The following is a 13225-nucleotide window of genomic DNA, read 5'->3' on the forward strand; positions in this document are numbered from 1 at the left end:
TGGCCCTGTGATCCGTACGGAGACATTCTTATTCCGTGCGATATCGACGAAAATGGCGAACGTGCCGGGACGCGCGCCCCCTACGACCGCCCCGGCATCCGACCATTGAACGTGGAGAACGCCATGCGCGACATCATTGACGGTTTCCTGCGCTTTCAGCGCGACATCTATCCGCAACGGGTAGAGCTTTTCAAACAACTTGCGACATCACAGAACCCCAAGGCCCTGTTCGTGACCTGCTCGGACAGCCGCGTCGTTCCGGAGCTGCTCACACAACGTGAACCCGGTGAACTGTTTGTCATCCGCAACGCGGGCAACATCGTGCCGTCGTACGGTCCTGAACCGGGCGGCGTGTCTGCAACGGTTGAATATGCGGTGGCTGTGCTGGGCGTGCAGGACATCGTGATCTGCGGCCACTCCGACTGCGGCGCAATGGGCGCGATCTCCCGTTGCACCTGCCTTGACCATCTGCCCGCCGTGGCCAACTGGCTGCGCCACTCCGACTCCGCCAAGGTCATCAACGCCGCGCATACGTTCGACTCGCCTCGCGCCAAGCTGGACGGCCTGGTTCGCGAAAACGTGATCGCACAGCTGGCTAACCTGCGCACGCACCCGTCGGTAGCACTGGCGCTGGAGCAGGGCCGCATGAATCTGCACGGCTGGGTGTATGACATCGAAACGGGCAGCATCGATGCGCTGGATGGCGCAACGCGCCGCTTTGTGGCGCTGGCTGAATCCCCCACCACGGTAGCGGTCACGTCGCGCAACCTGCGGCAGGTCTGACGAAAATGGCCGGGAGCCTTCGGGCACCGGTCGCTACCCGGCTATGCGCTGCGGGCGCGATGCCCGCCGCTGGAGTCATTCTGCGGGGCGTCGGGTAGCGGGATGTCTCTCGCGCCCCAACAGGCAACCCAATGCCGCTTCAAGATGCGGAAAGCGAAACGGATAGCCGGCCTCCATGGCTCGCCTGGGCTGCAGGTGTTGGCTGCCCAGCAGCAACACTGACATTTCGCCCAGCGCCATCCGCAATGTCCACGCGGGAACAGACAAGAACATTGATCGGCGCAGCGTAGCAGCCAGCGTGCGGGCAAAGTCCGCATTTCTGACGAGATGCGGCGCACATGCATTGAAGGCACCCTGGCAATCCGCGCGGTGCAAGAGGAAATCGATCAGGCCCACCGCATCGTCCAGATGGATCCACGGCATCCATTGCCGGCCACTGCCGAGACGTCCGCCAAGTCCCATGCTGAACGGCAGACGCAGCCTGGGCAACATGCCGCCATCACTCGCCAGCACGGGCGCCGTGCGCAGTAACACGACGCGCATGCCTAACCTTTCTGCGCGGCGGGCTTCGTCTTCCCACGCGACGCAGAGTTGACTGCCAAAGTCGCGCTCGCCAGGGCGGCTGTCTTCATCCAGCGGCTCCTGCCCTCGATCGCCATACCAGCCGGCGGCGGATCCGGAAACAAGCACGCGAGGGCGCTGCTCACAATGGCCAAGCCAATCCACGAGTTCCCGCGTCAGGTCGACCCGGCTGCGCCATAGAACCTTTCGCCGCTGAGCCGTCCATGGGCGATCGGCAATCGGCGCGCCCGCCAGATTGATCACCGCATCAAAGGGCGCCGCAGCATCCAGCTCTCGCAGCGTTGCGACACCGTGCGCACCGGCGCACAGCCGAGATACGCGCTCAGGCGTGCGGCTCCAGACCACCAGATCGTGCCCCTGCGCGTGCCACTGGTGGCAAAGCGCACGCCCGATCAATCCGGTGCCGCCTGTCAACAAGATGCGCAAGCCAGGTTGAGCTCCTGATTGTGGCTGAGCGCTGCGCGCCGTCGCATCCGTCATAACGCCTCCAGCCGCGCGCGCAGCTCGGCCGCCCGCGTGCGTAAGGCATCGCGCTCGTCGGTGTCCATCTTGGCGAGCTGCCGATACACCATCGCTAAGCGCGGGTTGCGGCCGAACACCTCGATGTGGCGCGCGAAAAAATCCCAGTACAACGCGTTGTAAGGGCAAGCGCGCTCTCCGACACGCTGCTTGCTGTCGTAGTGGCAGCCCTTGCAGTAATCGCTCATGCGCGACAGGTAAGCAGCACTGCTGACATACGGCTTGGTGGCAATACGCCCGCCGTCTGCCCACTGGCTCATGCCGACCGTATTCGGCAGCTCCACCCATTCGAACGCATCGATATACACACCGAGATACCAGCGGTGCACCTCGCCAGGTGAGAGTCCTGCCAGCAGGGCAAAGTTGCCGATCACCATGAGACGTTGAATGTGATGGGCGTGGGCGGTTTGCAGCGACTGGCCAATCGCCAATTGCAGGCAGCGCATCTGGGTCTTTCCACTCCAGAACCATGATGGCAGCGGCGCATCATGGTTCAGCACGTTGCACGACGCGTATCCGGGCATCTGCGCCCAATAGATGCCGCGTACATATTCCCTCCAGCCCAGAATCTGACGGATGACCCCCTCCACTGCAGCCAACGGGGCCTTGCCATGCCGATACGCTGCCTCTGCCCGGTCGATCACCTCGCGCGGATTCAGCATCTTCACGTTGAGTGAAAAAGACAGCAGCGAGTGGAATAGCCGCTGGTGGCTGCTGCTCATGGCGTCTTCAAAATCGCCAAAGTGCGGCAGCGTCTGTTCGATAAATGCGTCAAGGCAAACCAGCGCTTCCGTGCGGTTCACAGGCCACCGAAACTCACTGGCCTGCGGGTCGCCGAACGATTTCACGCCGCTGCGTTCCACGGTGCGCCACAACGCTTGGTGGTCATGCACGGGGCGCGCGTCGGCAGGTTCGGGGGGCGTGCCGCGCCACGGCTTGCGGTTGTCATGATCGAAATTCCATTGCCCGCTCTCCGGCCCACCTGTGTCGTCGAGCAGCACGTTGAAGCGGCGGCGCATCTCCCGATAGAACCGCTCCATCAGCCACTGTTTACGCCCTACAAACATGGCGGCCAGATCATGTCGGCCCGTGAGGAAGTGTTCGGTGTCGACTTCGCACGTGGATAGCGACTGCGCTTGCGCCCATTCGCGCAACTGTGCATCCACGCGCCACTCGTCGGGGGATTGCCACTCCACCCGCTCGGCGCCGTAGTGTCTGGCCAGCGCGGCGAGATTCTCGGTCAGGGACTGGCGGTTGCTTTCATCGTCGATCGCCACATAGCGCACGCGGTGGCCACCTGCTCGCAGACAGCGTGCAAAGTCGCGCATGGCTGCAAAGATGGCGAGAATCTTTTGCGCGTGATGCAGCACGTAGTCGGTTTCCTGCCGCACCTCCATCAGCACGTAAACCACGTCATCGTCCACCTGCGCAAACCACGAATGCCGCGGATTGAGCTGATCGCCCAGCACCAGCCGGAGCGTCTTCGCACGCTGGTTCATGTCACTGTTCTCGGGAACATGGCGCCACGGTCTTGCGCCTCGTACTCGCCCTTGGTGTGGTGCATGCGCCCTCGCTGCTACTGAGACGGGTCCTGCCGCTCATGGGGCACGGAGATCAGCGCGGACGTATCAATGCCGAGCGCACGCGCACGCGCGAAGATCGCCTCACGCTGTGCGGGGTCGAGATGCTTGTCTCGTGTCAGCACCCAGCAGTAGCTGCGGTCAGGCCCGACAACCAGGGCCCAGCGATAAGCTGGATCAAGCGCCGCCACGTGATAGCCGCCGTAGAACGGGCCGAAGAATGACACCTTCAGCGAACCGGTATCGTGCTCGCCCACGAACAGCGCTTTGCCCACGGCCTCGCGCCATTCGCCCTTGGCAGGATCAAAGCCACGATTGACCACGCGAACGCTGCCATCGGGTTGCGGCTGGTACGTGGCCGAGACATCGGTCAAGCCTCGCTCGAACGAATGATCGAGCCTGGCCTGCTCGTACCAGCGCCCCTGATAGCGTTGAAGATCAAACGGCGTGACGGCCGTGATGCCTTCGGGCGGGCTCGTCGGCGCACAGCCCGCCAGGAATGCCCCTGCGAGCAACGGTGCCAGCCAGTGCAGGCGCGCACGCACCGCGCGCAATGCAGCGGCCCGCAGAACAACGCCGCTCCGCTTGAACACGCCTTCACCGTGCAGCCTTACGCGCTTCGCGAATTGAAATGCAGTTGTGAACACATCTGCCATCCAAGTCCCCTTAGAGTGAATGCCGCTCCTTGCGACATGAAACGCTGCACAACGCAGCGCGTCAACGGAATGCAGCAGAATAAGCGGCTCATTTCCGCCAATGAACATGGTTTGAGTTGGCATATCCGCTTCCGCCGCCTCAACCCAAGTGTTGCTCAGCGGTGTCAATCGTGAGCAGGTTTTGCATCAAGAAAACTTTGTGCCAGCGTTTCCGCGTCACGCGCTCCGTCAGTAGACTTTGGAAGCGGACACTTCACCGCTTGACCTACACGTACGCACGCACTCGCGATATGCCTGCTCAACGCATTCACGCCGTCCGAGCCCTGATCCTCACGCTTTGCACGCTTATGAGCGTTGGAGCGTGGGCGGACTGCCGCGACACGGTGCCCGCCCCGCAACTCTCCGGCAAGGGTGCGCTGTGCCTTTTCGGGTTCTGCCTCTACGATGCGCAGCTATGGAGCGCAGAACTCCCACCCAGCTATGACGCGCCCTTTGCCTTGGAGGTGACGTATCGGCGTGCGATCGAACGCAGCCGCCTCATCGAAACCGCCATCGACGAAATCCGCAGGCTGCAGGCGCCCGTCCCATCCGACGGCACCCTCGCGCAATGGCAGCGCGCAATGACCCCCGCTTTCCCTGACGTCAAGCCGGGCGACACCTTGTGCGGCGTGTATCTGCCCGGGCGCGGCGCGCGCTTCTACGCCAATGGACAACTGACGACCGAGGTGGACGATCCCGCCTTCGCGCGTGCCTTCTTCGATATCTGGCTGGCACCCGGCACGCGCGCCCCGTCCCTGCGTCGTCATCTCCTGGGCAAGTCACGTTGATGCGCGTACGGCTAGTTGGCATCTCCCGGCGACTGGAAGCCCGGTTGCCCGATCTGGCTCGGCACTTGCGGCACCCGCCGGAAACGCGAAATGTCATAACCCATCTCGTCGAAACGGCTCAATGCTGCGCGATAGTCGGCATCGCTCATGTTGGGGTCGCGCGAGAATACCCAGCCGAGGCTCTTGTCTGGATAGCCGAGCAGGGTCACCCGGTATTCCGGGTCGACATACAGCGTCAGCTGCGAGACGTAGATGGGCCAGAACAACCGCACGCGCCACTCGCCGCCACCGCTGCCGTCCACCACCGAATCGACGAACTGCATGCGTTTGAACGGCGCTTCGAAACTGCCTGGCCGGTAAACGTAGGCATCGTCAATACGGCCATCGGGCCGCAGGGACCATTCGGCATAGCTGCCGACATTGCCGCGCTCACCAAAGTACGGAATGTTGGCGATGACATACCAGCGCCCCATGTAGCGCGGCAGATCAACCGGTACGGTCTTCAGCGGCACGGCAGCCCGCGGGTTGGGATTCGGGGGTGGGCTGGAGCAGGCAGCGCTGGCGATGGCCAGCGTGACCACCGCCAAACGACGTGCCCAACCTGACAGGGTGAGCCAACGGTGGCCTTTTCGATGCGTTCTCATCGTGCTCTCCTCTATACGGTAGCCGGACAAGCCGGCTGGTTTGTCTGCGTGCTCAGTGCCGCGCGCGATGCCGCGTGGGTCGGCATCGTTTTTGTCGCCGTATTGCTCGCGCTTCACCTGCGGCAGGCCCGCCAGCCGTACCAGGAATGGCGGCTGGTGGTGTGGGTCGTGGTGCTCGCCGCGCCGTGGGAAACCCTGCTGATACGCACCGGGCTCATCGTCTATCCGCACGGGGCCGCGTTGGCCGGGTTCGTACCGCCCTGGCTGCTGGCGCTGTGGGTACTGTTCGCGATCCAAGTGAATGTCCTCTTTCGTTGGCTGCGCGGCAGGTGGTGGCTGGCGATGGTGCTGGGGGCCATTGCCGGCCCGCTGTCGTTTCGCGCGGGGGCAGCGCTTGGGGCGGCGCACATTCCCGGTATGGCCGCCACGCTGGGCGTGCTGGCCGTCGGTTGGGCGATATGGATGCCGCTATTGGTATGGATGGGCGAGCGCAGCGACGGAACAGGCATCCCGCGCTGACTGCTGCCGCCCTTCCTAGCGCTTGACGAACCGGTAATGCGCCACGCCCCACTCGTTGCCGCCGGCATAGCCGAACAAGCTCGACACCGCCAGATAGAACATGCGCCACCGCTGAAACCACACGGCGGCCTGGCGCTCGCCATACGTCTGCACGAACACCGGCATCAACCTTCCACGGGCAGCGTCAAGGTTGGCCAGCCAATGGTCCGCCGTGCGCGCGTAGTGCATGCCGCCGACCCACCAGTGACGCGCCACACGCAGGTCGTCTTGGAACTCCAGCAGCAACGCCTCTGATGGCATGGTGCCGCCGGTGAAGAAGTACTTCGACATCCAGTCGGTGCCGTCCTGCACCTGAAAGTGATACGCCAGCGTGCGATGCGCAAAGATGTGCACGAACAGCACCGCATCCGGGCGCATCCAGCGCGCGATCTTGCTCAGCAACAGGCCGTAGTTTTTCATGTGTTCGAACATTTCGATCGATACCACGCGGTCAAAGCGGCCGCCCTCGGGCATCTCTGCAAATTCGAAATCGACGATGTTTCCCGTGTGCACGCTGAGGTTCGTCAGCCCGCGCTCGGCCGCCCGGGCCTCGATCCAGCTACGCTGACCGCGCGAATTCGACAACGCCACAATGCGTGCGTTTGGATAGCGCTTGGCCATCCATAGCGACAGCGATCCCCAGCCGCAGCCCAGGTCCAGAATGCACTGGCCGTCGGCCAGGCCGGCGCGTTCGGCATAGCAGGCAAACATGGCTTCTTCTGCCTCGGCCAGCGTTTCATTGCCGCTTGGGTATAGCGCGCAGGAATACTTCAACTGCGGCCCGAGATGGGCCTCGAAGAATGCGGGCGGCAATTCATAGTGCTGCGTATTGGCTGCGTCGGTCTCAATCGCAATGGGACTGGCGTGCAACTCATCGAGCAACGCATTGAAGCGCCGTGAACGCAGCTCGCCGTCATCAAGGCCTTCGTCTTGCAGCCGCTGGCGCATGAGGGCACGCATGCCGGCACGCACCAGCGCATCCGGTAGCCATCCGCGCTCGCAGCATTGGATGAGCCAGCCATCACTGGCATCGGCCGCGGCCTGCGGCAGTAGGGTCGGCGTGGACAGCGCAGTCATGTCGGGGCTCCTTGGATCTGTATGTCTGTACATCAGTGGCGCGGCGGCCAGGGGATCAGCACGCTCGTTGTGCGGGTGTATTCGGCATAGTCGTCGCGCGTGGCATGCATATGGGCTTCGAGCATGGGAACGCCCGAGACCTTCACGAGCAGCCACGCCATGGCCACCGGCGGCAGCAGCGTGAGCCATGCCCACGGCGAGCCTATCGCCAGCGGCACGTAGGCCAGCCAGTGCACGCATTCAAAGAAATAGTTCGGGTGCCGCGAATAACGCCACAGCCCCACCCGACAGGTCTTGCCCCGGTTGAGGGGGTTCGCCGCAAAACTGCGCAGTTGCCTGTCGGCCAGAGCCTCGCCCGTCACCGCCATCAGCCACAGGGCCACAGCGGCCGCCATGGCAAGGGCACTCGGTGAATCCGCCCGATAGCTCGGCACGGCAAACGCGATCGACAGAAACATCGATACAGCGGCCTGCAACTGGAAGAAGCCAAACATGTTTCGCGCTGCAGAGGCGCCCCACTCCTCGCGCAACTTGCGATAGCGCGCGTCTTCGGGCTTGCCGGCATTGCGCCGCCACAAGTGCCCGCCAAGGCGCGCGCCCCACACTGCGCCTCCTACGCCGACCAACACACGCGCGAGCAACGACCCCGCACCCAACCACGCGTAAAGCAATGCCACCATGCCCAGCGATAACGCCCAGACCGGGTCGACCATGCCGGCGTTCCCACTGCGCAACTGCCACGCCCATACGGCGCTGAACACCGCCACCAGAAACACCAGCACAATGAGTGCGACGCCAACCGCGGGCATGGTCACCCCCGCTCCAGTAGAAACTGCGACACACCGATCCGGCCCTCGTCAAAGCCGGCCTCGCAATAGGCGAAGTACAGGCGCCAGATGCGGATGAACGGCTCGTCGAATCCGAGTGCGCGCACAGCATCGAGCCGGGCTTCGAAACGCTGGCTCCAGCGGCGCAGTGTCTCTGCGTAATCGCGCCCGAAGTCAAGGCGCTCGAGCACACGCAAGCCGTGCTGCTCAGCGAGTTTGATAAAGCGCTCGCGGCTGGGCAGCATGCCGCCCGGGAAGATGAACTGCTGGATGAAATCGGTGCCGGCGCGGTAGCGCTCGAAATGCGCCTCGTCGATGGTGATGCTCTGCACCAGGGCGCGCCCCCCATGGCGCAGGCATCGCACTAGCATCTGAAAGTAGGTCGACCAGTAAGCCTCGCCCACCGCCTCGAACATCTCGATGGAAGCGATGGCGTCGTATGCCCCGTCCAGATCCCGGTAGTCGCGCAGTTCAACGCGGGCCCGGGCTTCGCCAGCCAAGCGGTCGGCCGCGTAGCGGCGCTGTTCTTCCGAGAGCGTGATGCCGTGCACATGCGCACCCCGAGCGCAAGCCATCTCCATCAGGCCGCCCCACCCGCAACCGATCTCCAGCACATCCATGCCGGGCCCCACCCTGAGCAGATCGCACACGCGCCGGTACTTGGCGGCCTGCGCGTCTGCCAGACCTTGCCGCAGGTTGCCGTTGAACCAGGCAGACGAATACGCCATGCCTTCGTCCAACCACAGCCGATAGAAATCGTTACCGAGGTCGTAATGCAAGTGGATGTTTCGGCGGCTGCCGCGGCGGCTGTTCCGGTGCAGCAGGTGGCGCAAACGAAGGACCGAACGCGCCAGCGCATGTCCGAAGATCGCCTGGTCCAGCGTGGCAGCATTGACGATGGCCAGTCGCAGCAGGTTTGGCAGGTTGCCCGTGTCGATCCATCCGTCGCGATATGCCTCGGCAAAACCCACATCGCCGCTGCGCAGGATGCGCCCGCAGGCGCGCCAGTCGGTGATGCGCAGATCGGCCACCAGCGGCGACGCGGCATCGCCGATCTGCATATCGCCATCGGGCGTGACAAGGTGAAGGCGGCCGTGTCGCAGCCGCCCGGCCAGCGCCACGAACAGCCGGCCGGCCGCGGGAACATGAGGCGGCACCCAGGCCAGGGAGCGCAAGGCTGTCATCGGGAATTCTCCGGAGAAGTTCTGTTGTGGGCATGACGGCCAAAGAACGGCACGCCCTTGAGCCACAAGCGCAGGGCTTGCCAATGGATGCGGCCGATGACCTGCATCGCAAGCAACGGCTGCCGCAGCAGCGCGCGGCGCAAGTGAACGGCATCAAACGGCTGCAGTCGTCCGCCGATGGCGGTATGCAGCAACAGGCCGTCTTGGTCGTGATAGTCGATGCGCACCAGCGCCGTTGCCGCCGTCTCGGTAAAGCGGAACCGATAACCGCCCTCGACCCTGCAGAAGGGCGAGACATGCAACTGCTTGCGGCACGTCAGCACGGTCTGTGCGCCGATGGCCCCGCCGTCCTGCGCGCACAGCAGGTAGCTATGGTGCTGCCCGAAGGTGTTGTTCACCTCGGCCAATACCGCGCGCAGCGTGCCGCCCGCATCGTGGCAATACCAGAACGAGACGGGGTTGAACATCCAGCCGGCAATGCGCGGAAAAGTCTGCAACCAGACCTCGCCATCGGCAGGCAAACCCGCGCTGCCCAGCACGCCATGTATCCAGGTGAGCAGGTCCGTGCCGTCTCGCGGGCCATAGTCACGCATGCGCAACGACAGCGGCCGCAAGCAGTCCACGCCAAACCACGCGCCCGTCAGGCGCCCCAGCGCCGAGAGCTTCACGCGCACGGCAAACACCGGGTAGACAAAGCGATGAGCCACCGGCCGCAGGCGGCGGTGCATGACCTGGCCGACGAGAAGCTGCGCGTCGCCATTCATGGCGCCACCTGTGCCCAGGCGGGAGCGCAACCAAAATCCGCCACCACACGCAGGGCGGATTTCAACCCGTCTTCGTGGAACCCGTATCCCGTCCAGGCGCCCGCAAACCAGGTGTGGCCGCGGCCTTGCAGCGCCGGCAAACGAGCCTGCGCGTCGATGGCGGGTTGATCGAATACCGGATGCTCATATTCGAAGCGCTGATACTCCAGCTCGGGCGCGGGCGGATCGGACGGATTCAAGGTCACGACCACCGGCGTCGACACCGGCAACGGTTGCAACTGGTTCAGCAGATAGCTGACGCACGGCGCCGCGCCCGTTGTGCCCGCCCGCGGGGCATCGAGATAATTCCACGCCGACCACACGCGCCGCCGACGCGGCAGCAGACGCGTATCGCGGTGCAGGAAGGCCGTGTTTGGCTGATAGCGGAATGCGCCCAGCACGGCGCGCTCGTCGTCCGTGGCATCGTCGAGCAGACGCAGCGTCTGGGGCGCGTGCGTGGCGAGCACCACGGCGTCAAAGCGCTCGCTGCCTGAATCGGTCCGCACGTCGACATGGTCTGCTGCGCGGCGGATGCCTCGCACGGGCGTGCCGACGCGTACGTCTGCCAGCCCGCGCGCAATCGCGTGGACATAGCTGCGTGCCCCGCCTTTGACGGTGCGCCAACGCGGCCGGTTGAAGACCTGCAGCAAGCCGTGGTTCAGACAAAACCGCAGGAAGGTTTCCGCGGGGAACGCCAGAATGTCCCGGCTGGGCGTGGACCAGATTGCCGCCGCCATTGGCAACAGATAGTGCGCACAGAACGGCTCGCCATAGCGGCCGGCGGCGAGCAGCGCGCCCAGGCTGTGGCGCTCATCGCGCGCTACCGCCAGGTTGGCGTGCGCTTGCCGGTTGAAGCGCAGGATGTCGCCCAACATCGACAGGAACCGTGCCGACACCAGGTTGCGCGGCTGCGCAAAGACGGTGCTCAGGCTGGTGCCGGCCCATTCCAGCGCGCCGCCGTCCACCGATACGCTGAACGACATGTCGCTCTCGCAATGTGCGACGTCAAGCTCGTCGAACAGCGCGATCAGGTTCGGATACGTGCGCGCGTTGAATACGAGAAAGCCGGTGTCGACGCCGAAGACCTGACCGCCCTCCTCGATGTCGACCGTATTGGTATGTCCGCCAAGCCGTGGCGCAGCCTCGAACAGCGTCACGTCGTGCCGCTTCGCAAGGAAATGCGCGGCCGCCAGCCCCGAGATGCCCGAGCCGACCACGGCGATGCGCTTTGCAGGAAACTGAAGAATGTTCAAGGCGATGTCTCTTTGGGTGACTGGACACTCATCCGCCGTGGCGGCCGGGCAGCAGCGCAAGAAATTCGCGCCGCAAGCTCGGATCGGTCAGGAACGCGCCGCGCATCACGCTGCTCACCATGCGCGACCCGTCGTCTTTCGTGCCGCGCCAGTGCATGCAGTAGTGCTCCGCTTCCAGCACGACGGCCAGCCCGTCGGGCGCCATGCGGTCTTCCAGCAGATCGGCGATCTGCTTGATGGCTTCTTCCTGGATCTGCGGACGGCTCATGACCCAGTCGATCAGCCGGGCGTACTTGGATAGCCCAATCAATTGGGAGTCCTGGCGCGGCATGACACCCACCCACACACGGCCCATGACGGGACACAGGTGGTGCGAGCAGGCGCTGCGCACACGCAGCGGCCCCACCACCATGAGTTCGTTGAGCCGCTCCGCATTCGGAAACGCCGTCACTTCGGGCGCTTGGACATAGCGCCCGGCAAACACCTCGCGCACGAACATCTTGGCCACGCGGCGCGCAGTTTCCCGGCTGTTGTGGTCTTGCTCGACATCGATGACCAGCGCGCGCAGCACGGCCTGCAGGCGCTCCTCCACCTCGGCCTGGAGCAGATCGAGTTCGCCGTCGCGCAGGTAGGCGGCGATGTTGTCATTGGCGTGAAAGCGGTGGCCGGCGCTCATCAACCGCTCCCGAATCCGGACAGAAAGCGGCACGCTGCCAGCCGCCCCGGCAAACCCGGGCGGATCCAAAGTCAGTTTCATTGAAGTTGCCTCCGAAAAGTCGGCGGTGCTCCCACCGCCCATGCCGCCTTAGGCGAGCTGACAGCGAGATGGATGGGCGCGTTCGCTACCTATACGCAGCTAACTCGCAGGTGGATTCAGCGTCTCGGCCCGAATGGCGAATTCCATCGCGTCTTCGAGCATCAACCGCGCGCGGTTGGCGACGTCCCCAAGATGGCGGTGCAGTTGTTCATCGAGCGCCGACCGCACCGCGCAGCCGTCGCTGAAACGCTCGAACGCGTCGAGCTGGCGGATCAGCCCGACAAGATGCCGTGGGCACTCGCAGGCAATCGTCTGCGATGCGTTGGCGAAGATTTCCAGCTGGCGATCCGAAAACCGACGCGCATTGCGCCGCAACGGTTCGAGCTTTCCGTAGACCGCGTCGACGCGCACGAGCTGGGCGAGTTCTTGCAGGACCTGGTCGAGTTCACCTTGCGCGTTGGGCTCCCGATACAGCCGCACGCCGGCCGCGCGCAGCATGTCGGTGGCGCGAACCGTGCCAAAGCTGTAAATCACGCCCACGGCGCTGGCACCGGACCGGCGCGTTGCCGCCAATAGGGCTTCCGCCGTCTCCGGATGCAGGGATGCGGCCTCCACGATCAGTGCGTCTGCGTGCGGAAGCTGCTCAAGGGGGGTCTCACCGTCGAGTGCAGGCAGCGCGATGACAGGCTCGATCCCCAGCGATGCAAGCGTGGTCTTTCTGCGCCGGACGCGCTCCGCCAGCAACGCACCACAGACCGCAAGCGAAATTGCCTCGGTGGATGGCACTGGCGCCGGCGTTTCGGAAGCCTGAGAGGTTTCCAGCAACTGCTGGAGTTCTGTGCTGTCGGCATGCGCAATGGCGCCAATCGCATGCCCCTGGTTGACAAGCGAGCGCAGCAACGCGAGGCGCTTGACGTCCTCGCTCGAATACAACCGCTGGCCGGACTCCGACTTGGTGGGCGAAATCACGCCATAACGCTGCTCCCAAACACGGAGCGTGGATACAGGCATCTTCGCCATGCGGGCGGCCGTTCCGCTTCGGTACATCGGGGCTGCGTTGTCTTCGTGTGGCACGTGCGTCTCCATATAAGAGCTGCTTTGCTGACATGAAACGCTGTGCCGCCAACATCGTCAATGAAATGAAGCGCAAAACGCGCTCTCCGCACCTCCATGAG

At 64.2% G+C, this 13225-nt stretch carries 14 protein-coding genes; 3 read left to right on the plus strand and 11 right to left on the minus strand.

All coding sequences use genetic code 11. The features are described 5' to 3' along the window. Positions 1-123: 123 nt before the first annotated feature. The gene (locus ACEN9T_RS03370) at positions 124-783 is read left to right on the plus strand and encodes a carbonic anhydrase (RefSeq protein WP_413706428.1); all 660 of its coding nucleotides are present in this window, start codon (positions 124-126) and stop codon (positions 781-783) included. 75 nt (positions 784-858) lie between these two features. On the opposite strand, the gene ACEN9T_RS03375 is transcribed toward ACEN9T_RS03370, so the two are convergent. The 3 genes from ACEN9T_RS03375 to ACEN9T_RS03385 all read right to left on the minus strand — a co-directional run bounded on the left by ACEN9T_RS03375 (position 859) and on the right by ACEN9T_RS03385 (position 4120). Further along, positions 859-1791 (minus strand): TIGR01777 family oxidoreductase, encoded by a 933-nt coding sequence (locus ACEN9T_RS03375; protein ID WP_413706429.1) that lies wholly within the window; start codon positions 1789-1791, stop codon positions 859-861. A gap of 50 nt (positions 1792-1841) precedes the next feature. Then, complete coding sequence (locus ACEN9T_RS03380; RefSeq protein ID WP_413706430.1) at positions 1842-3383, minus strand: cryptochrome/photolyase family protein; 1542 nt, start codon at positions 3381-3383, stop codon at positions 1842-1844. Between the two features lie 77 nt (positions 3384-3460). Beyond that, complete coding sequence (locus ACEN9T_RS03385) at positions 3461-4120, minus strand: lipocalin family protein (protein ID WP_413706431.1); 660 nt, start codon at positions 4118-4120, stop codon at positions 3461-3463. 347 nt (positions 4121-4467) lie between these two features. Between ACEN9T_RS03385 and ACEN9T_RS03390 the strand changes: the two genes are divergently transcribed. Further along, entirely contained in the window at positions 4468-4947 is a 480-nt protein-coding gene (locus ACEN9T_RS03390; protein WP_092971233.1) for a chalcone isomerase family protein, read from the plus strand. A gap of 11 nt (positions 4948-4958) precedes the next feature. Here the strand turns inward: ACEN9T_RS03390 and ACEN9T_RS03395 are convergent, their stop codons facing one another. Then, positions 4959-5591: a lipocalin family protein gene (locus ACEN9T_RS03395; RefSeq protein WP_175537099.1), complete on the minus strand. Its 633-nt coding sequence runs from the start codon at positions 5589-5591 to the stop codon at positions 4959-4961. Here ACEN9T_RS03395 and ACEN9T_RS03400 point away from each other — a divergent pair. Beyond that, on the plus strand, positions 5580-6110 hold the full coding sequence (locus ACEN9T_RS03400; protein WP_092971365.1) for a DUF2878 domain-containing protein: 531 nt from the start codon (positions 5580-5582) through the stop codon (positions 6108-6110). The two genes, ACEN9T_RS03395 and ACEN9T_RS03400, sit on opposite strands and share 12 nt — an antisense overlap. A gap of 15 nt (positions 6111-6125) precedes the next feature. Here ACEN9T_RS03400 and ACEN9T_RS03405 read toward each other — a convergent pair whose 3' ends face one another. The 7 genes from ACEN9T_RS03405 to ACEN9T_RS03435 form a co-directional block, all read right to left on the minus strand. Beyond that, positions 6126-7226: an SAM-dependent methyltransferase gene (locus ACEN9T_RS03405; protein WP_413706432.1), complete on the minus strand. Its 1101-nt coding sequence runs from the start codon at positions 7224-7226 to the stop codon at positions 6126-6128. A gap of 32 nt (positions 7227-7258) precedes the next feature. Further along, on the minus strand, positions 7259-8035 hold the full coding sequence (locus tag ACEN9T_RS03410; RefSeq protein ID WP_413706593.1) for a DUF1295 domain-containing protein: 777 nt from the start codon (positions 8033-8035) through the stop codon (positions 7259-7261). Positions 8036-8037: 2 nt separating this feature from the next. Beyond that, complete coding sequence (locus ACEN9T_RS03415; RefSeq protein WP_413706433.1) at positions 8038-9237, minus strand: class I SAM-dependent methyltransferase; 1200 nt, start codon at positions 9235-9237, stop codon at positions 8038-8040. Then, on the minus strand, positions 9234-10001 hold the full coding sequence (locus tag ACEN9T_RS03420; protein ID WP_413706434.1) for a DUF1365 domain-containing protein: 768 nt from the start codon (positions 9999-10001) through the stop codon (positions 9234-9236). The genes ACEN9T_RS03415 and ACEN9T_RS03420 overlap by 4 nt, the downstream gene beginning before the upstream one ends. Then, positions 9998-11293, minus strand: coding sequence for an NAD(P)/FAD-dependent oxidoreductase (locus ACEN9T_RS03425; protein WP_413706435.1), 1296 nt, complete (start codon positions 11291-11293; stop codon positions 9998-10000). The genes ACEN9T_RS03420 and ACEN9T_RS03425 overlap by 4 nt, the downstream gene beginning before the upstream one ends. Positions 11294-11321: 28 nt before the next feature. After that, positions 11322-12050, minus strand: coding sequence for a GTP cyclohydrolase I (gene folE / locus ACEN9T_RS03430; protein ID WP_092971227.1), 729 nt, complete (start codon positions 12048-12050; stop codon positions 11322-11324). A gap of 99 nt (positions 12051-12149) precedes the next feature. Beyond that, positions 12150-13124 carry a MerR family transcriptional regulator gene (locus tag ACEN9T_RS03435; RefSeq protein WP_254775632.1) on the minus strand — a complete coding sequence of 325 codons (975 nt, stop codon included), beginning with the start codon at positions 13122-13124 and terminating at the stop codon, positions 12150-12152. Positions 13125-13225 lie beyond the last annotated feature (101 nt).

The sequence above is a fragment of the Ralstonia sp. Ralssp110 genome (assembly GCF_047325135.1).
In the GTDB taxonomy this organism is placed as follows: Bacteria; Pseudomonadota; Gammaproteobacteria; order Burkholderiales; family Burkholderiaceae; genus Ralstonia; species Ralstonia mojiangensis.

Excerpts from the sequence above, each read along its gene's own strand:
- ACEN9T_RS03370 (WP_413706428.1), top strand. The coding sequence starts at position 124 with ATGCGCGACATCATTGACGGTTTCCTGCGCTTTCAGCGCGACATCTAT.
- folE (WP_092971227.1), bottom strand. The coding sequence starts at position 12,050 with ATGAAACTGACTTTGGATCCGCCCGGGTTTGCCGGGGCGGCTGGCAGC.
- ACEN9T_RS03380 (WP_413706430.1), bottom strand. The coding sequence starts at position 3,383 with ATGAACCAGCGTGCGAAGACGCTCCGGCTGGTGCTGGGCGATCAGCTC.
- ACEN9T_RS03385 (WP_413706431.1), bottom strand. The coding sequence starts at position 4,120 with ATGGCAGATGTGTTCACAACTGCATTTCAATTCGCGAAGCGCGTAAGG.
- ACEN9T_RS03405 (WP_413706432.1), bottom strand. The coding sequence starts at position 7,226 with ATGACTGCGCTGTCCACGCCGACCCTACTGCCGCAGGCCGCGGCCGAT.
- ACEN9T_RS03390 (WP_092971233.1), top strand. The coding sequence starts at position 4,468 with ATGAGCGTTGGAGCGTGGGCGGACTGCCGCGACACGGTGCCCGCCCCG.
- ACEN9T_RS03420 (WP_413706434.1), bottom strand. The coding sequence starts at position 10,001 with ATGAATGGCGACGCGCAGCTTCTCGTCGGCCAGGTCATGCACCGCCGC.
- ACEN9T_RS03395 (WP_175537099.1), bottom strand. The coding sequence starts at position 5,591 with ATGAGAACGCATCGAAAAGGCCACCGTTGGCTCACCCTGTCAGGTTGG.
- ACEN9T_RS03410 (WP_413706593.1), bottom strand. The coding sequence starts at position 8,035 with ATGCCCGCGGTTGGCGTCGCACTCATTGTGCTGGTGTTTCTGGTGGCG.
- ACEN9T_RS03400 (WP_092971365.1), top strand. The coding sequence starts at position 5,580 with ATGCGTTCTCATCGTGCTCTCCTCTATACGGTAGCCGGACAAGCCGGC.
- ACEN9T_RS03415 (WP_413706433.1), bottom strand. The coding sequence starts at position 9,237 with ATGACAGCCTTGCGCTCCCTGGCCTGGGTGCCGCCTCATGTTCCCGCG.